This is a genomic window from Draconibacterium sediminis (assembly GCF_000949475.1).
Classification (GTDB): Bacteria; Bacteroidota; Bacteroidia; order Bacteroidales; family Prolixibacteraceae; genus Draconibacterium; species Draconibacterium sediminis.
Window position 1 is genome coordinate 2,372,501 of record NZ_JRHC01000001.1, and the last position, 20,383, is coordinate 2,392,883.

Sequence of the window (20,383 nt, forward strand, 5' to 3'; positions counted from 1 at the left end):
TATTATGCCTAAGTCGCAATTTATTGATCCGGTTGAAGTAAGAAAACCGGGCTCAATTCAATTTAAGGAAATACCTGTAAATCAATACAGCAAAAGTATTGAAGAAGAAAAAGCAAATTTCTCGAACGAAGAATTCGTTAATATCTTCCATGATATGTCGCTGATTCGTGAGTTTGAAACCATGTTGAATCTCATTAAAATCAAAGGGGAGTACGAAGGAATTGAATATAACCATCCCGGACCTGCTCACTTGTCAATCGGACAGGAATCAGCTGCAGTTGGTATGGCTTATCACCTGGGAGTTGAGGATTTTATCTTTGGCTCGCACCGTTCTCACGGCGAGATTTTGGCCAAAGGTATGTCGGCTATTCACAAAATGAGCGACGACGAATTGATGGATGTAATGACCAACTTCTTCGATGGTACAATTCTGAACATTGTAAAAGAAGGTCACGAGGGCAACGTAAAATCGTTGGCACGCCGTTTCCTGATTTACGGAACACTGGCCGAGATTTTTGCCCGCGAAACAGGTTTTAATAAAGGTTTAGGCGGATCGATGCACGCTTTCTTTACACCGTTTGGTGTATATCCGAACAACGCTATTGTTGGTGGTTCGGGCGATATTGCTGTGGGTGCTGCATTATTCAAAAAAGTAAATAAAAAGGATGGAATTGTGGTTGCCAATATTGGTGATGCTTCAATGGCTTGCGGTCCTGTTTGGGAAGGTCTGGCTTTTGCATCGATGGACCAGTTTGAACAACTTTGGGAAGGCGCCTACAAAGGTGGTCTGCCAATCATTTTCAATATCATGAATAACCAGTACGGAATGGGTGGACAAACCTGTGGCGAAACCATGGGTTACGACATTGCCGCTCGTATTGGTGCCGGTGTAAACCGCGACAGTATGCACGCCGAGCGTGTTGACGGTTACAATCCGCTGGCGGTTATTGATGCGTACAAACGCAAAATGGAACTGCTGAAAGACAAAAAAGGTCCGGTTCTGCTCGACGTTTTAACCTACCGTTACAGCGGTCACTCGCCTTCTGATGCTTCGTCGTATCGTAGCAAGGAGGAAGTGGAAGCATGGGAAAAGCAGGATTGTATCGCTTCTTATGCAAGCGATTTGGTTGGAGCGGGTATTGCAAAAGAAACAGAGCTCGAAAATATTAAAGCCGACATAGTGGAGTTGATGAAATACGCAATGAAACTGGCTATTGATGATAAGGTTTCTCCGCACATGGATATGGAAAAATATCCTGAATTGATCGGCGACATGATGTTCTCAAACGAGAGTTTGGATAAAATGGAAGACCGTGAAGTGGAGGTGAATCACCCGATGGAGGAAAATCCACGCGTACAACAGCTGGCTAAAAAAGAACGTTTTGCATTTGATGCTAATGGAAAACCATTCTCAAAAATCAAACAATACCAGTTACGCGACGGTATCTTCGAAGCTGTTGTTGATCGTTTTTACAAAGATCCAACATTAGTGGCTTATGGTGAAGAAAACCGCGACTGGGGTGGTGCTTTTGCAGTATACCGTGGACTTACAGAGGCTTTGCCATACAACCGTTTATTCAACTCGCCAATTTCTGAGGCGTCGATTATCGGTACTGCCATTGGTTACGCCATGTGTGGTGGCCGCGTAATTCCTGAAATTATGTACTGCGATTTCTTGGGGCGTTGTGGTGATGAGGTTTTCAACCAGATGCCTAAATGGCAGGCAATGTCGGGTAACGTAATTAAAATGCCGGTGGTTGTTCGCGTTTCTGTTGGTTCGAAATACGGTGCACAGCACTCGCAAGACTGGACTTCGCTGGTGGCGCATATTCCGGGACTGAAAGTGGTATTCCCGGTAACTCCATACGATGCCAAAGGATTAATGAACACTGCATTACAGGGAACTGATCCTGTGATTTTCTTCGAAAGTCAGCGTATTTACGACATCGGCGAGCAATTCCACGAAGGTGGTGTGCCTGAAGGATATTACGAAATTCCGTTTGGCGAGCCGGATGTAAAACGCGAAGGAAAAGACATTACAATTCTTACAATAGGTGCAACGTTGTACCGTGCGCTCGAGGCTGCCGATAAACTGAAAGAAGAATACGGAATGGAAGCAGAAGTTATCGATTCCCGTTCGCTTGTGCCTTTCAACTACGAAAAAGTGTTGGAATCGGTGAAAAAGACCGGACGAATTATCATCTCGGGCGATGCCAACTCAAGAGGTTCTTTCCTGAATGATATGGCAAGAAATATTACAGAACTGGCATTCGACGATCTGGATGCACCGCCTGTAGTTGTTGGTTCGCGTAACTGGATCACGCCGGCGTACGAACTGGAAGAGTATTTCTTCCCTCAGGTTGACTGGTTCCTGGATGCGATTCACGAAAAAATTGTTCCGCTGAAAGGACATGTTGTGAAAAACAATTATACAAACGCTGAACAAATTAGAAGAAATAAGTTAGGTATATAAACTTGGTTAGTTGAATAGAAAAGCATGGTGTGGATAAGTTTTGGTAGGAAAGGATTTTTTATATTCACACCTGCTTTTTAACCAATAACTAATAACTGATATGAATTTTCTAAAAGAATACCCGGATATTGAAACATTAATGCGCATTGGAGGCGATGTTAGCGTTCCTCATGTTAATGGTCACATCCATACGCCTTACTCATTTAGCTCTTTCGATAATATTACACAGATTTTTGATCTGGCAAAAGACGAAGAGGTTGATGTGTTGGGAATTAACGATTTTTTTGTTTCCGACGGCTATAACGAATTTTATAACTACGCGGTAAAAAATGGTGTATTTCCATTGTTTAACGTTGAGTTTATCGGGCTGATTCCGGAACTTCAACGCCGCAATGTTACCATTAACGACCCAAATAATCCGGGGCGTATTTATTTTAGTGGAAAAGGACTGAATTATCCTTACCGCGTTTCGGAAGAAAACAAAAAGTTTTTGGATGATCTGATTGCTGAAAGTCAGAAACAAGTGGCGAAGATGATCGAAAAAGTAAACTACCTTTTGCAATCGATCTATCCGGAGATGAGCCTCACTTACGAAGATGTAAAAGCAAAATATGCCAAAGAACTGGTGCGCGAAAGACATATTGCCAAAGCCATTCGTATTCTGGTTGAGGAGAACTATCCGCAAAAGTCAGGCAAAATGATGTTCTATACCGAACTTTTCGATGTGGAGCCAAAATCGAATCCTGATGATATTCCGGCAATCGAAAACGAAATCCGCGGAAAATTGCTGAAAGCAGGTGGTACGGCATTTGTTCCTGAATCACCTGCCTCATTCCCGCCGGTGGGGCGCATAAGCGAGTATATTTTGGATGCCGGAGGAATTCCTTGTTACCCGGTTTTGCTCGACGACAGAAAAGGCAACCTGATCACTGGTTTCGAAAGCGACTGGGAATTTATGGATGAGCAACTAAAGGCTATGAACGTGCATATGATCGAACTGATTCCGTCGCGGAATTCAGTACATAAATTGCGTGAATTCATCAAATATTTTACAAAAAAAGGTTATGTGATTTCGCTGGGTTCGGAGCACAATACGCCGGGAGTTTTTCCAATCGAGGTGAAAGTTGACGGAGAAGATACGCTGCCCGAAGATTTGAAAAAAGTATCGTACGATGGTGCTTGTGTTATTGCGGCTCATCAATACTTAAAAGCCAATGGTGAAGAGGGATTTGTTGCGACTAACGGCGACCGCACCGAACGTTCGGTTACCGACCTGATCACGCTTGGGAACGCGGTTATAAAAGAAATGATCGCATAAAAAAATTCACGCAGAGAGCGCAGCTATTCGCAGAGAAATAGAAGAAGAAAATCTGCGCTGATCCGCGAAATCTGCGAGCAAAATTCAAAGCGAAAAAGAAAAAATGGAAGGATTAGAAAATCTTATTAAGATATCGCAGTTCTATGGCAAAAATCCGGAGATGGTGATTGCCGGAGGTGGAAACACTTCCTATAAAAACGACGAAAATATTTGGGTGAAAGCCAGTGGTCATGCATTGGCCATAATTACCGAAGATGGTTTTGCAAAGCTTGATCGCAAAAAACTTGGGCTGATCTCAGAAAAAACATACAGCGCCGATCCGTTTGAGCGCGAACGCCAGATTAAAGACGATCTGATGGATGCTACCATCACAAAAGATCGCCGTCCGTCGGTAGAAACATCAATGCACGATGCCATCGAATATGCTTATGTGGTGCACCTGCATCCAACAAAAGTAAATGGTTTGATGTGTGGCAATGAGGTGGAAAAATACCTCGATGAGTTGTTTGGCAACCAGGTGGTTTATATTCCTTATATCGATCCGGGTTACGTTTTGTTTAAAGAGGTTGAAAAGCAATTGGCCAAATTCAAAGCGGAAAAAGGTAAAGCAGCTCAGATCATCTTTTTGCAAAACCACGGAATTTTTGTGGCTGCCGATTCAATCGAAGAAATTGAAACGATATACAACGATGTATTTGCAAAACTAAACGATGCATTGAAAGAGGAATTGCCGGAAGAAGTACTGCCAATTCGCGATGATATTGCTGAATTTGTTCCTGCCATCCGCATGATGGTTTCTGAAGAGGAGATTAAAACGCTGAAACTTCGGAACAATGCAGTAATCGCACAATTCGCAAAAGATGCAGCGGCGTTTGATAAAGTGGCCAAACCGTTTACTCCGGATCTGATCGTTTACTGCAAATCGAAATATGTATTTATTGAGCAAACCGAAAACGTTGAAGTCCTGTTGAAAGAGGCCAAAGAAAAGATCGCGGCTTTTATTTCAACAAACGGCTTTGCACCAAAAGTAATTTTGCTGAAAGGAATTGGTTTGTTGGCTGTTGGCGATCATGCTGCGCAGTGCGACACCATTTTGGATGTGTATGAAGATGCGATGAAGATCAGTGCTTATTCTGAGTCGTTCGGCGGTCAGCATTTTATGACGCCTGAACAAATTGCATTTATTGATACCTGGGAGGTGGAGAATTACCGCCGCAAAATTGCTGCAGGAACATCTGTTGGCCGCGTTCAGAATAAAACCATTATTGTAACCGGTGCTGCCATGGGCTTTGGCGAAGGCATTGCCCGCCATTTAACCGAAGAAGGTGCCAATATTGTTGTCGCTGATATTAACGAAGAGGGTGGAAATAAAACGGCTGCCGAACTGGCTGCCATGAAAGGCAATAATCGTGCGATTTTCGTTAAAACCAATGTGGCCGATATGGATAGCCTGGCCAATTTGATGAAAGAAACCGTTGCTACTTTTGGTGGTTTGGATGTGTTTGTAAGCAATGCGGGCGTGTTGCGTGCCGGTGGTTTGGACGAAATGACGCCGGAGAACTTTGAGTTTGTTACCAAAATAAACTACAACGCTTATTTCTATTGCACAAAAGTAGCCTCTAAAATATTGAAACTTCAAAATGCTTTTAAACCGGATTATTACTCTGATATCATTCAAATCAACTCAAAATCGGGTTTAAAAGGAAGTAAGAAGAATTTCGCCTATGCCGGTGGTAAATTTGGTGGAATCGGACTTACTCAGTCGTTTGCACTGGAACTGGCACCCGAAAAAATTAAGGTGAATTCGGTTTGTCCGGGTAACTTTTACGAAGGTCCGCTGTGGAGCGATCCTGAAAACGGATTGTTTATTCAGTACCTGAATGCAGGGAAAGTGCCGGGTGCAAAAACAATCGACGATGTGAAGCAGTTTTATTTAGACCAGGTGCCACTTGGAAAAGGATGTTCGCCAAAAGATGTGGTGAAAGGAATTTTATACCTGATCGACCAGGAGAATGAAACAGGACAGGCGCTGCCAATTTCGGGTGGACAGTCGATGTTGCATTAGGAAGAAAGGCAAAAGTAGAAAGTTGAGAACAGCTGTTCTGGTCGAATTGAAAATCGGCCACAGCCAAATCCCGACCGAAGCGTCGGGAGCAAAAGTTAAAAGTATAAAGGCAAAAGGTTGGGAAGGATTAAGGATTAATGATTAAGAAAGCTTCGAGTCACTAGCTACGAGTTTCGAGTTGGAAGCTTCAATCTTTTATCAATCTAAATCAATCTCTTTTCAATCTGATAAAATAAAAGAAAATGAAAACAAAAGCAGTTCGATTATACGGTAAAAAAGACCTTCGTGTGGAGGAGTTTGAATTACCAGCAATCAGTGATGATGAGATTTTGGCCAAAGTGGTAACCGACAGTCTTTGTATGTCGAGTTACAAAGCAGCCAACCAGGCCAGCGACCACAAACGTATTCCGGATGATATTGCCGGGAATCCGATTATGATCGGTCACGAGTTTGCCGGAGAGATTGTTGAAGTTGGAGCCAACTGGCAAAGTAAATTTACGGCCGGACAGAAATTCTCTATTCAACCTGCAATTTATTACGAAGATGGGCCGGTTGGAGTGTTGAGTGCGCCTGGCTATTCATACAAATACATTGGCGGTGATGCCACTTACGTTATCATTCCAAAAGATGTATTGGTACAGGATTGTTTGCTGGCTTACGAAGGACCGGGTTATTACCCGGCATCGCTGGCTGAGCCATTAAGCTGTGTTATTGGTGCAATGCATGCCAATTACCACACCACCGCCGGAAGCTACGTGCACAAAATGGAAATTGTTGACGGTGGTAAAATGGCCATTCTTGCCGGTGTTGGACCAATGGGACTGGCAGCTATCAATTACGTTTTGCGCCGCGAGGACAAGAAACCATCATTGATGGTGGTTACCGATATCGATCAGACAAGATTGGACCGTGCAGCTGAGCTCTACACCGTTGAGTTCGCGAAAGAGCGCGGAATCGAATTGAAATACATCAATACTGCAGAAATGGCTGATCCGGTAACCGGATTAAAAGAATTAACCGGTGGTAAGGGTTACGACGATGTATTTGTTTTTGCTCCGGTTGCTCCGGTAGTAGAGCAGGGCGATGCAATTCTTGGTTTCGATGGTTGTCTGAACTTTTTTGCCGGCCCATCGAACACCGAATTCACGGCAAAAATGAATTTCTATAACGTACATTACGCCTATACGCATATTGTTGGAACATCAGGCGGTAACACCGATGATATGAAGGAAGCGCTGGAAATTATGACCGCAGGACTGGATCCGGCAGGATTGGTAACGCACATTGGCGGTTTAAATGCAGTGCCTGAAGCTACTTTGAATCTGCCAAATATTCCGGGAGGCAAGAAGTTGATTTATACACATTATGATTTCCCGCTTACCGCAATTGCTGAATTTGAAGAGAAAGGAAAAGAAAATCCTGTGTATGGCGAGCTGGATAAGCTTTGCAAAAAGTACATGGGATTGTGGAATGTGGAAGCCGAAGCCTATTTACTGGAAAATGGCGATAAACTCTAGAAATTAATCGAAGATTGGTGTGTTGACATCAATCGGGTGTTAGATATAAACTTGAAAATAAACGTAAACAACAGCAGCAGGAGAACCTTGCTGCTGTTTGTTTTTATTACAACTTACTTTCTTTTATTAACTCTTTAGCACGCATTAAAGCTTCAACAAAATAATAATCGGCATAGGTAAGCGGAACATCAACTTCACTTCCATTGGGCATGTGTCCAACGCTGTGTTTCAGAATGAAGTTTGCATTTTCGCCAGGTTTTGTCAGATACTTGTTGGAACTTAAGCTGCGTAGTTGCTTTTCTGCAATATTTAGGTACGATGTTGCTTTTTCATCCGTAACATGACCGCTTAATTCAAGTAATGCAGAACATATAATTGCACCGGCCGATGCATCGCGCAAAGCATTCGGAATATCAGGAGCATTAAAATCCCAGTAAGGAATTTTGTCCTCTGGTAAATTTGGATGATTGATAATAAAGTCGGCAATATGTTTTGCTTGTTCCAGATATGTTTTGTCTCCTGTTTCGCGGTACATCATGGTATAACCGTAAAGTCCCCATGCCTGTCCGCGTGCCCATGCCGAATCATCAGAATACCCCTGCGACGTATTTTTCTTTTCCACCGCTCCCGTAATCGTGTCGTACGAAACCACGTGATAGCTGCTGTAATCGTCGCGGAAATGGTTCTCGAGGGTGGTATTGGCATGCGTTCGGGCAACATGGCTATAGGTGGTGTCGTTAAAGGTTTTGGCGCTCCATTCCAGTAGTTCCAGGTTCATCATATTATCGATAATAACCGGGTATTGCCATTTGGCGCTCCACGGTGCATAATCCCACGAGCGTATGCAGCCAACCGTAGGATTAAAACGTGTGATCAACGATTCTGATGCATTGTGAATCACATCTTTGTATTCCGGGTTCCCGGTGATGCGGTAACCGTTCCCAAAGCTGCAGAAGATCATAAAACCAACATCGTGATTGTCGGTGGTGTATTGTTGGTCTTCAACACGCAGAGTGAAGTTTTCTGCCCATTGTTTTAATGAATCTGAAGGTGAATTTTCATACAAATACCACAATACGCCCGGAAAAAATCCGCTTACCCACCAAGCTGAATTACATGTAACCAACTTACCATTTTTGTCAATCGTTTGCGGAAGTTTATCCGGTTGATCTTTTAATGATTCAGCCATTCGTAAACTTTGTTGTGTGGCAAGCACCAATGATTGGTCTATTACTGAAATCAATGACTGACTGTTGCTGTTGGGTGTTTTACAGCTGAAAAACAGGATTAGAATGACAAAAAAATAAGTGGTTTTTAACATGATGAATTGTTTTATACATGAAAACAGGTACAAGTATAAGAATAAGAAATGCCCCGAAGGGCATTTCTGTTCATATTAACAAATCTAACTAAACTAAAGAACCATCGAGTATTATACTGTGGTTTCTTTCAAATAAATACTAATTATATCCAGGGTTTTGATCCCACTGAACATCTTTGTTACGTTGAATTTCGCTTAATGGAATAGGGAACAACAGGTTGTTGCTACTTACACCACTAATGGTACCTTTAATGGTACTTTCTGTATTCAGTGCAGTCCGTTCCACTAAGGTTCCGGTTCTCATCAATGTCATGCGGCGGTTTTCCTCAGCAAACAATTCGCGGGCACGTTCGTCCAGAATAAAATCAAGATCGATATCGGCTGATAATACTTTTCCAAGGTCGCTGTTGCCGCTTTCTGCACGGGCAGCTTTAAAAGCACGATCGCGTAAAACATTAATGTCTTCAGCTGCTCCGCTTGTGTTGTTTTGTTTAAAACGAGCTTCAGCACGAAGTAGGTAAGTTTCACCAAAACGCATCATCGGGAAATCTTTGATATTTGTCCATCCCCACTGATCATCCGGATCGAATGAGTCCCATTTGCGGGTATATGGATACGCTACTTCGATGGTGTCGCTTGCTGCAATTAATGCAGTATCACCTTCATGAACTTCTACTACCTTAACCGCATTGGGTGAATCTTTGTCAACTCTGTATCCGTTGGCATCTACACCCCAGGTAGCACTATAGCCAACTGAATTGTAATAGAAGGTTCGGGTAATGTTGTTTTCCGAATTACGGATGTCGCCATCATCGTATAACTCGTACTTCACCCAGTTACTTGGGCGCATACGACCATTACCACGACCTCCGTAAGGATGTACAAAACTGTCATCAACATCATCATAATACGGAGTCATTCCGGGCACATTGTGGTATGCAGGAACCCAGTTACGACGCTGCTGAGGAGCTCCGGTAAAACCACCGGCCACATTTTTTGTATATTCCAGTTCGAATGTCCAGATAGCTTCTGAATTTCCCTGCGAACGACGCTGGTTTCCGAATTTAAACATATCGCTGAAATAGTCGCCATCCACATCTAAAGCAATACCATAGCGTTCTTCAACCAAGCTAAATAAACCACTGTTGATAATTTTGGTTAAAACAGTTTCTGCCAGGTCTGGTTGGTCAACACGTAAGTATACTTCTCCTAAACACTGCATTGCCATATGTTTATTAGCGCGGCTTTCGGTTATTGTTCCGGTAATATCTGGTAAGTTATCAGCGGCATATTTTAAATCTTCAATGATTTGAGTGTTTACCTGTGCCACCGGAGTACGCTCGAGGTCGGTGCGTGCTGATGATGTTGCTTCAACAAGTAAAGGAACATCGCCATAAAGTGTGGCAAGGATATTATAGCAATAACCACGGAAAAAACGGGCTTCTGCAATCTTTTCAGGATCTCCATCTTCTCCAATTGCTGCAAGAGCTGTATTGGCATTGTTAATTACAAGGTAACATCTTTCCCACATGTAATAAACGGCACCATTTTCCGAGTTTAAATCTTCGTATTTAAAGAATGGAATTTCAACACCCTCAATACCACCGGGAGAACAAACATCGGTTCCTACCTGCCACACGCAGTTCCAGCCTTGTCGGCCTGCCCAGGTCCATATTGTTCCAAAGTTGTAGTGTAATCCTTTCAACGCTGCTTCAACACCGGCTTCGTCAGTTAAAGTTTCAGGAGCATACGACGACATTGGTTTTTCATCCAAAAAGTCTTCGCTACATGAGACAGCTATCATTGTAATAGCTATCAGTAATATTAAATATATTCTATTCGTTTTCATAATTGTTATACGCTATTATAATGTAAGATTAATACCAAATACGATTGTCCTCACACTTGGGTAGTTGATATCCCAGTTGTTCGAACCTCGGCCAATACTTCTTTCTTCAGGGTCCCAGCCAATCCAGTCGGTGAAGGTGTAAAGGTTACGTCCGCTTAAATACATGCTCAATGCATCAACACCAATTTTATTGGTTAGCTGCGATGGGAAGTCGTAATTGAGTGTAATGTCTTTAATTCTTGTGAAGTTATTTTTAACCGGGAATCCATATCCGTGAGGATTTGAATTTTTATTAAGCGAACGCCATTCGTTGCTTTGGTTTTCAGGAGTCCAGTATCCAATTTCGGCAAAACTGTTACGACGTTCAATTTCGTCGGAAGCCATACTGAGGTGAGCATTTCCGCGCATTGCACCTTGTGTGGTTTGAATAAATACATTAAAGGTGAAGTTTTTATAGCTAAATGTATTGGTTAAACCACCGGTCCATTTAGGTGCTCTTTGTCCCAGAATCGAACGGTCATCGTCATTAATCACTCCGTCAGGCACACCGTCAGGACCACTTATGTCGGCTAATTTTACATCACCAGGTTTGGCTACCGGATCCCAATTTAAATGATCGCCATTGGCAATTTCATCTTCCTGCCAAATTCCCACATTGGTATAATCGCGAATTACTCCGATAGGCTCGCCAATAAACCAGCCACTTCCCAGGTCGTCCTGTCCGTCGCCATATAGTGCAACAATCTCGGTTTTGTTAGTAGAAAATACAACAGCACTGTTCCATTTGAAATCGCCGGAATTAACGTTAACTGTATTCAATGTAAGTTCGATACCTTTTGATGAGGTTTCTCCAATATTTGAGGTTACTTGTGAGAAGCCGGATGCAATTGGCAGTTTTCGTGCCAACAATAAATCAGTGTTTTTCGCTGTATATACATCCAGCGAACCGTTAATCCGGTTATTAAAGAATCCGAAATCCAAACCTGCATTTAAACTTTCTTTTGTTTCCCAACTTAAATCGCTGTTACCTAAACGGTCGGTAACCATGGCAATATTGGTTATTCCGCCTAATGCAATCTGGCGGTCAGTCATTGTTGTAAATGTATTGTAAACGCCAACAGCTTCGTTTCCTGATTTACCGTACGATAACCTCAATTTCAGGTTGGTGATATTTTCGGCATTCGCCATAAAGTTCTCCTGACGCATATTCCATCCCAATGCAATTGAAGGGAAAGTTCCGTATTTTACACCATCGGAGAATACTGACGAACCATCGCGACGAACGGTAAATGTGAATAGGTAACGGCTATCGTAAACGTAATTTAAACGTCCCATTTGCGACACGGAAGCGTACCTGTCGGCATACGAAGAAACATTTGAGCTTGCACCTGCCTGCATTCTGTTCCAATACAGTTCATCGTTAACAAAATCACGAGCCTGTGCCCAGTTATTGTTGTAGTTTCTTTCCTGCGCACCGTATACAGCAGTTATATCGAAATGGTGTTTGTCAATATCGCGGTCGTAACGTAAAATGTTTTCAATGGTATAGGCTTGAGTTTCTGCATGGTAAATTTCTGCGGTTCCAAGCTGGTCGTTTACCGACTTTCCGTTATAGCTACTGGTTCGGCGTGGAATATACGAGAAACCTGCATTTAAACGATAAGTTAATCCGGTTAACGGTTTCCATATGTCGCCAAAAGTAACAAAAGCATATCCGTTCAGATTCATGTTATACTGGCGTCTTTCAGGGTTGGTTGTTGTTGGCAGCAATGGGTTGGCCCACAGCGTTTCGCCATACATCGGGTAAATCGTATACGATCCGTCTTCTTCATACATTCTTCCGTACGGACTCATGGCCTCTGCATTTAACAGGTTGGCACGACCACCGTCTCTGTTGTGGTGAACGATAGATGAATTAGTACCGATTTTTAGGTAATTTGTAACCTGAGCGTCGATATTGGTGCGAAGTGAATAACGTTTGTAGTTGTATCCTTTAACTACACCTTTCTGGTCTAATATGTCTCCGGAAATGTAATAGTTCAGGTTTTCGGTTCCACCGGAAATACTAACATTATGGTTTTGCTGAATTCCGGTTTGCGAAACCGCATCAATCCAGTCGATTATGTGACCGTTTGCATAGTTCTCCACCTCATATTCATACTTAACGGGCGCATCATACAGAGGCGAACCATTAATTCTGTTTCCTTCAGCATAGCGGTTTAGCAATTCTTCAGGAGAAACCATTTCCGGAATATGAGCAAATTCCTCTACTCCGTAATAACCTGAATAACGGATTTTTGGTGCTGATGATTTACCACGTTTTGTAGTAATTAAAATTACACCGTTTGCTCCGTTCATACCATAAATTGCGGTAGCCGACGCATCTTTCAAAATCTCGATTGATTTGATGTCGTTAGGGTTGATGTCGTTGATCGATCCGTCCATTTTTGAAATAGGAATACCGTCAACTACGACATACGGACTTGTAGAAGCGGTAAGTGAACCACCACCGCGAACAACAATTGAAGGAGACTCTCCAGGGATAGAAGAGGCCTGGCTAATATTAACGCCGGAAACCGCTCCCTGAACAGCCTGCATTACGTTTGAAACAGGAATTTTTGCCAGTCGTTCTTCCGATACGGAACTTACTGATCCGGTAACATCCGATTTCTTTTGCGTACCATAACCTACTACCACAACCTCGTCAACACCAATTACGGCATCTTCCATGGTAACCTCAAAGCTGGTTTGATCACCAACAGTTACCTCAACCTCTTTCATACCAATAAAAGAGAAAACAAGGATGTCTTCAGAGCGAACATCTTTAAGCGAAAAGTTTCCGTCAACATCGGAAATAGTTCCGCGTGTAGTTCCTTTTACTAAAATCGAAACACCGGGCAATGACTCGCCGCTAGTGCTAAACACTGTACCAGTGACTGATTTTTCCTGTAATGCAGTTCCGGAACCGGCAAATGCTGCTGTTCCGTGAACAATGATTAACATCAATGCCAAAGCCATGGTTTTTAATATCCCATTGCTGAAATAACATTGATTCAATTTACTCTTCTTTTTCATAAAGATTTAAGATTAAATTATTAAAATTGAAATAGTTATAACTTTATATTTAGTTGGTTGCTTTGTATACTCTTACATAATCAACTTCAAACCTGATTGGAAACTCGGTTAGAGACGGGTCGCCTCCATGGCCACCAATTGCCAGATTGAGTAATAAGTAGAATCTCTGATCGGAAGTAAAAGGATTGCCTCCGTCAGGATTGATGGTTTGTTGCAGATCGATTTGGTTCATTAACTCATTATCGAGGTAAATGCTGATCTGTTTTTTATCCCAATGCATCGACCAGGTATGGAATTTATCATTCCAGTCGGGGTCGGTTTTCGTAAAATGTTCTAATGGAATTATTGCATCGTCCCAGTTGGCCTGGTAATTGATTTCCGAGCCCCATGCAGCGTTTGCCAACAGGTGCGGAACATTATTTATACGATAGAACTCCATAATGTCTATCTCACCACAATAAGGCCAGCCTTGTTTTGTTCCTAATAACCATATGGCAGGCCAGGCACCATTCGATACGTCAATTCTTGCACTTATTTCAAAATAGCCATACGGAGGCCATTCCTGAAGACCTTTAGTGATAAGGCATGCTGATGTGTATTGAGCGAGTGAACGATTGGTTCGCCAGTCGTCGCTTAGCGGATTATAGTTCGGGTTATAAATGTTTTCTTTTTTACCTTCTATTACCAAACGGCCATTTTGGCAATAAGCATTTTGGGGCTGGTACCATTGTAGTTCGCGGTTGCGTACAAATCCATATTCGAAATTCCAGTTTTGAGCATCAGGATAACCGTCGTTATCAAAGTTATCCTCCCAAACCAGTTGGAGATCTTTTGGCTTCGTTTTCTCAGTATCTTGTTTATTGGTGGCAAAACAGTTGTACCCAACACTCAAACACAGTATTAAAAACAGTCGGATAAGAACAGCTTTCGTATGGTTAATACGAGTCATAAATTAAAGTTTTCGTTTATTGGTTTGTTTCCTTTCTTCCAGGAAACATTGCAAAACTCGGGGAAATAAAAAGGAATGAATTGAACAAAATCGATGTACACTTTCAATTAATTGAAATCGATTGTATAAAATTGACAAATGCTATTACAAATTTGACGGACAGGATTTGTGTGATAAGGCAATAATGTATAATATGCAGGTAGTCAATGCATTGAGAAGGGGCTATTCAGGCACATGGGCTTGTTATCTTTTTCGCGTTAATTGAGTAGTACAGACCTTCTTTTTCAAATTTCATATAAATTTGCACAAAGCACAAACTAATATGCTACGAATTACTAAACTGCTTTTTGTTCTTCTTTTTTGCTCTTGTGCGGTAATGGCACAAAACGAGCTTTACTTTTCTCATCTGGGAACAGAGCATGGACTAACAATTGATAAAGCCAACGACATTGTTCAGGATAAAAAAGGATTTATCTGGATTGGTACCATAAATGGTTTGACACGGTTTGATGGCTACGACTGTGTGACTTATCAGCCTCAATATCATGATTCCACTTCCATCTCGAACCGCGAAATTACAAAGTTATTGGTTGATAAAGCCGGAAATTTGTGGATTGGAACAGCAAGCGGTTTAAATTTTATGGATGTTCGGAATGGAATAATAAAACGCTATAAAATCAGGAACCGGATAATGTCGTTGCTGGAAGATGATAAAGGTTTAATATGGATTGGTACCTGGAGTGACGGACTCTACATCCTTGATCCGGAAACAGGAGAAATGAAACACCACTTAGCCAATGATGTAATAAGCGATTTACATCTTGATTCCAGAAATATGATGTGGATTGCTTCGTACAATGGCTTGCTTTGTTTTAATCCTGAAAGTGGTGATTATAAACGTTATGTCCCGGAAACGGGTAAAAATTCAATTTCAAATGCAACCGTTACGCAGGTATTAGAATCCGAGGAAGGCGTTCTGTGGATTGGAACCTGGGGAGGTGGTTTGAACAAAGTTGTGTTAAATGATGACGGTGAAATTGTTAATTTTTTTGTTTATCGTGAAGAAGACAGAGAGGGCAGTATTATCGACGATGGAGTTTATCGATTGTGCTACGATCAGTTTCACAATTTGTGGATAGGATCATGGAACGAGGGATTAAGTTTATTGAAACGCGATCAGCAACAACTTTCTCCGGAAGAAGCACATTTTTGGGTTTACGAAGTTTCGGTTGATAACCCGGGGAGTTTGTCATCAAATGCCATCTCAACAATTTTTGTTGATAAAAGTGGTTTGCTCTGGGTTGGATCTGCAAAAATCGACAGAGCTTCGATCACCGATAAAGGGTTAAGCCGTTATGTGTTGCCATCAAGAATTGATAACCTGGGAAATAAAATCAGAGTAATGAATTTTGCCGCCTATAATGATCAGTTGTGGGTGGGAACATCATATAATCTGCTACAATACGAAAAGCACAACGGAATATATGTCTTGAAAAATGATTATGGCGAACAAACTTATTCACACAATGGACTTACTTTTATAGCTTATTCCATTTTCGATATGTTTGCCGATAGCACCGGTTTGTGGTTAGGAACTGAAGACGCCGGCATTATTCATTATAATTATACCCCCGATCTTAGTCTTGATATAAGCGGGCGTAAATATTATAACACCGAAACACTGCCAGGGATTTCCGGGAATAAGGTTGTTGAGCTTATTCCATCAAAAAAATATTCAGGTGTAATTTGGGTCGGTGTCAGAGAACGTGGCTTAGTTAAAATGAAGACTGATACACAGGGAAAAGTATCATTTGAAAGTATTGGTCAGCGAAATGACTCTCGTGAGTTAAGCAGTAATATAATCAGGGCTCTTCACGAAGATCGTTCAGGGAAAGTTTGGATTGGTACCGAAAACGGATTGAATTGTTACAACCCAGAGACGGGTGATATCAGTTATTATTTTTATTCACCATCGGATACCAACTCGTTAAATGACAATACTATAAACGCCATTCTTGAAGATTCGTTTGGTAATTTATGGATAGGAACAAACTCAGGCTTAAATAAAAAGATTGAAAAGTTTGACGACGAAGGAAATAAGATTGTTGAGTTCAAGGGATTTCCACAAACCGAATATCTGAAAAACGATTATATCTCGGGTTTAATGGAGGATGACTTGGGACATTTATGGATTCGTACTTTTCAGGGAATGCTGGAGTTTGACATTGAAAACGAAGTGATTGAGAAAAAATATTTCTCACAGGATTATCGAAATGACCTCCTGGATCGAAATACCCAAATGGCGTTGTCGGGCGGTAGGATGTTAGCAGGAAACCTGGCCAGTTTTGCTTTGATCGATTTGCAGGGAATTAATAATACTCAAAAAACGTCTGAAATTGTTTTGTCCGATATTCGCGTTTACGATAAAAGCCTGAATCGTGAAAAAGAGCTGAGAACTGATTATGGACTAACTTCGGCGGTGGCCTATTCCGACAAAATTTCATTGTCGTACAAAGACAAAATGGTGACGTTTAGTTTTTCGGACATGGATTATAAAAATCCGGGGAAAAACGAATACTTCTTCCGGATGGAAGGTTTTGATGCACAGTGGAACAGTGCCGGAACACGAAATACGGCCACCTACACCAACCTCCCGCCGGGCAATTATACGTTTAAAGTTGTATCGAGCACCGGCAACGATGTTGATTATACAAAAGCTACCACCTTTCAGGTTTCCATGTCGCCACCGTGGTGGAAATCTATTGTTGCCTATATCGTTTATGCTATGTCGTTTTTTGCCGTTTTGTATTTTTTCATGAAATACTCGATAATAAATGCACAAAAGAAAAGCGAGCTGGCATTTGAGCATTTAAGGGCCGAAGAATTACGAAATCTGAACGAACAAAAAACACTGTTCTTTACCGATATAACACACGAATTAAGAACACCGCTAACACTTATTTTAGGGCCGTCGAAAGAATTGCTCGACGATAAAAAACTGAGTACCGAGTCGCACAAACTGGCGCATTTAATAAATACCAGCGCATATAAACTTTTACGTTTGGTAAATCAATTGCTTGAGTTCCGAAAAATTGAGAAAGGTATTCCGGAGAGTTTGTACATTCAGCATTGTAATTTGGCAAATCTGCTTCACGAGGTTTTCAATTTCTTTAAACCAATGGCCGATTCGCGTCAAATAGAATTTAAATTGAATACCACTCCCGAGACTATCATGGCATATTTCGACCCTGATAAAATGGAGAAAATAATATTTAACCTCTTGTCGAATGCCTTTAAATATTCGCCCGATAACACTGCTATTTCTATAAATGCGTTTGAGCGAACGCGCACCAACGAAGATAAAGAGGTGGTGATTGAATTTCAGGATAGTGGCGTTGGAATTGCAAAAGAATACCAGGAGAAAATATTTGAGCGATTCTTCCAGGTGAAGCAGCAACGCACCCAAAGTACGGGAGGAATTGGTTTATTTATGGCCAAGGCAATGATTGAGCAGCACGGAGGATCAATCGAGCTGGACAGCGAAGAAGGAAAGGGAAGCTGTTTTCGTCTGGTTTTGCCGCTGAACAGCGCGTTGGCTGCACAGGCCGAAAAAAGTGAAAAATGGAAACCGGAAGATTCCGTAACGACTTTGGCTCAGCCCGAAGATGCCACCTTCGAAAATATTTTACACGACACCTCTTTTAACGGATCGGATAATACAAAACCACATGTGTTGGTTGTTGAAGATGATGCGGATTTGAAGGAGTTTTTGTGTACCGGTTTGTCGAAACATTTTAATGTTGAGTGCGCTGATAATGGCAGGGAAGCACTTGAAAAAATTGAAGCAAACACACCCGACCTTATTCTTTCGGATGTAATGATGCCCGAAATGGATGGTTTTGAACTGTGCACCCAACTGCGAAACGACCTGAATTATTCGCATATTCCGGTAATTTTCCTTACGGCCAAAACCATGCAGGAAGATCAGATAAAAGGATTAAAGCTTGGGGCGGTTGATTACATCTACAAACCCTTTAATATGGTTTCGTTGTCGCTGAAAATTTATAACCTGCTTACCCTGCAAAAACAAAAGCAGGAGCGATTGCGAACCGAGCAAATTTTGGAGCCCGAACACATTGAATTATCATCTCTTGACGAGGAATTTCTTAAAGCAGCAGTTCAATCGGTACAGAACAATTTGGATAATACCAATTTTGATGTGGAAGCTTTTAGTGCCGAACTTAAAGTAAGTGCCAATCAGGCCTACCGAAAAATTAAAGCACTTACGGGGCAAACGGCGAACGAATTTATCCGTACTCAACGATTAAAAGTTGCATCCGGCTTGCTGGTGCAGAAAAAACGATCGATCAGCGAAGTGATTTACATGGTTGGATTTACCAGTCCGTCGTATTTTAGCCGTTGTTTTAAAGATTTTTACGGATGCACTCCAAAGGAGTATATTGAAAAGAATACCTGATCGGGCGATTAAAACAGCATGAAAGGTGGTTAATCGAATATGTACAATCTTACGTTGAATTTATGCCACTGATTGCAAAACCGGACTGATATTTTTGCTGCACTTTGTGATGAAAGATTAGAATAAAATCAATAAAGCGAAATAACCGTTATTATGAAACCAAAATTAAACCTGCATTTTCCTATTCTCTTTACTTTTTTTTGCGCCTTTTTAATGATTGTATTAATGGGATGCAATCCAAAAAGTGAAGTGCCGCAAGGATTTCAAAGTTTTACTCCGGGGCAACCCTGGCCCGATGCCGATAGTGTGCACATAAATGCCCACGGCGGTGGAATTTTGTATTACAATAACACCTATTATTGGTTTGGCGAATACAAAAGCGAAAATACCAGTTCGGCCCGGGTTGGCGTGAATTGTTACTCATCAAAAGATTTATACAACTGGAAATCTGAAGGGGTTGTGTTGCCGGTTAGCGACAGTGTTGGAAGCGATATTGAGACCGGTTGTGTAATGGAGCGTCCAAAGGTTATTTACAACGCGAAAACGCAACAATTTGTATTGTATTTTCACCTCGAGTTAAAAGGTAAAGGGTACAGTGCCGCACGTGTTGGGATTGCGGTAAGCGACAATGTTACCGGGCCTTACACTTATATGCGTTCATTGCAACCCAATGCAGGAGTTTGGCCGCAGAACATGACTGAAGAGCAGAAAACCAGTAGTTTAACCATGGATGATTTTTCGGATTGGTGGACCGATGATTGGATGCAGGCCGTTCACGATGGATTATTTATCCGACGTGATTTTGATGGAGGACAGATGTCGCGCGACATGACACTTTTTGTTGATGATGACGGGAAAGCCTATCATATTTATGCATCGGAAGAAAACCTGACACTGCACATTGCCGAATTGAGCGATGACTATTTAAGTTACACCGGAAAATATATACGAGTGGCTCCCGGCGGACACAACGAAGCGCCTGCCATTTTCAAAAAGGACGGAAAGTATTTTATGATAACATCGGGTTGTACCGGTTGGGATCCGAATGCAGCCCGTTTGTTGACTGCCGAATCGATCTGGGGCCCCTGGGAACAGCATCCAAATCCTTGCGTTGGCGAGGATGCCGATCTCACTTTCCACTCGCAAAGCACATACATTTTACCTGTGGCCGGGAAAGAAGATGCTTTTATTTTTATGGCCGATCGCTGGACGCCTAAAAAACCAATCGAAGCAAGTTACATTTGGTTACCCATTCAATTTGAAAACGGATTGCCCGAATTAAAATGGATGGACCAGTGGGACCTCAGCATTTTTGACAAAACAAACGAATTACAATAAA

At 41.9% G+C, this 20,383-nt stretch carries 10 protein-coding genes; 6 read left to right on the forward strand and 4 right to left on the reverse strand.

The window, feature by feature from the left end; genetic code table 11:
• Nucleotides 1–4: 4 nt before the first annotated feature.
• The 4 genes from LH29_RS09310 to LH29_RS09325 all read left to right on the forward strand — a co-directional run bounded on the left by LH29_RS09310 (nt 5) and on the right by LH29_RS09325 (nt 7,373).
• Nucleotides 5–2,473 carry an alpha-ketoacid dehydrogenase subunit alpha/beta gene (locus LH29_RS09310; protein ID WP_045028049.1) on the forward strand — a complete coding sequence of 823 codons (2,469 nt, stop codon included), beginning with the start codon at nt 5–7 and terminating at the stop codon, nt 2,471–2,473.
• 100 nt (nt 2,474–2,573) lie between these two features.
• Nucleotides 2,574–3,791, forward strand: coding sequence for a PHP domain-containing protein (locus LH29_RS09315; protein WP_052670709.1), 1,218 nt, complete (start codon nt 2,574–2,576; stop codon nt 3,789–3,791).
• Nucleotides 3,792–3,894: 103 nt separating this feature from the next.
• A complete protein-coding gene (locus tag LH29_RS09320) occupies nt 3,895–5,856 on the forward strand; it encodes an SDR family NAD(P)-dependent oxidoreductase (protein ID WP_045028051.1) in 1,962 nt (653 codons plus the stop codon).
• A gap of 242 nt (nt 5,857–6,098) precedes the next feature.
• Nucleotides 6,099–7,373 (forward strand): zinc-binding dehydrogenase, encoded by a 1,275-nt coding sequence (locus tag LH29_RS09325; protein ID WP_045028054.1) that lies wholly within the window; start codon nt 6,099–6,101, stop codon nt 7,371–7,373.
• Nucleotides 7,374–7,479: 106 nt separating this feature from the next.
• Here LH29_RS09325 and LH29_RS09330 read toward each other — a convergent pair whose 3' ends face one another.
• The 4 genes from LH29_RS09330 to LH29_RS09345 all read right to left on the reverse strand — a co-directional run bounded on the left by LH29_RS09330 (nt 7,480) and on the right by LH29_RS09345 (nt 14,567).
• Nucleotides 7,480–8,562, reverse strand: a complete 1,083-nt coding sequence (locus LH29_RS09330; protein ID WP_198152386.1) for a glycoside hydrolase family 88 protein — start codon at nt 8,560–8,562, stop codon at nt 7,480–7,482.
• A 271-nt stretch (nt 8,563–8,833) separates the two neighbouring features.
• The gene (locus LH29_RS09335; protein WP_082063511.1) at nt 8,834–10,543 is read right to left on the reverse strand and encodes a RagB/SusD family nutrient uptake outer membrane protein; all 1,710 of its coding nucleotides are present in this window, start codon (nt 10,541–10,543) and stop codon (nt 8,834–8,836) included.
• Between the two features lie 15 nt (nt 10,544–10,558).
• Complete coding sequence (locus LH29_RS09340) at nt 10,559–13,618, reverse strand: SusC/RagA family TonB-linked outer membrane protein (protein ID WP_082063512.1); 3,060 nt, start codon at nt 13,616–13,618, stop codon at nt 10,559–10,561.
• A gap of 49 nt (nt 13,619–13,667) precedes the next feature.
• Nucleotides 13,668–14,567: a glycoside hydrolase family 16 protein gene (locus LH29_RS09345; RefSeq protein WP_045028063.1), complete on the reverse strand. Its 900-nt coding sequence runs from the start codon at nt 14,565–14,567 to the stop codon at nt 13,668–13,670.
• A gap of 322 nt (nt 14,568–14,889) precedes the next feature.
• On the opposite strand from LH29_RS09345, the gene LH29_RS09350 reads away from it, so the two are divergent.
• Nucleotides 14,890–19,044, forward strand: coding sequence for a two-component regulator propeller domain-containing protein (locus tag LH29_RS09350; RefSeq protein ID WP_082063513.1), 4,155 nt, complete (start codon nt 14,890–14,892; stop codon nt 19,042–19,044).
• 153 nt (nt 19,045–19,197) lie between these two features.
• Complete coding sequence (locus tag LH29_RS09355; protein WP_198152387.1) at nt 19,198–20,382, forward strand: glycoside hydrolase family 43 protein; 1,185 nt, start codon at nt 19,198–19,200, stop codon at nt 20,380–20,382.
• Nucleotide 20,383 lies beyond the last annotated feature (1 nt).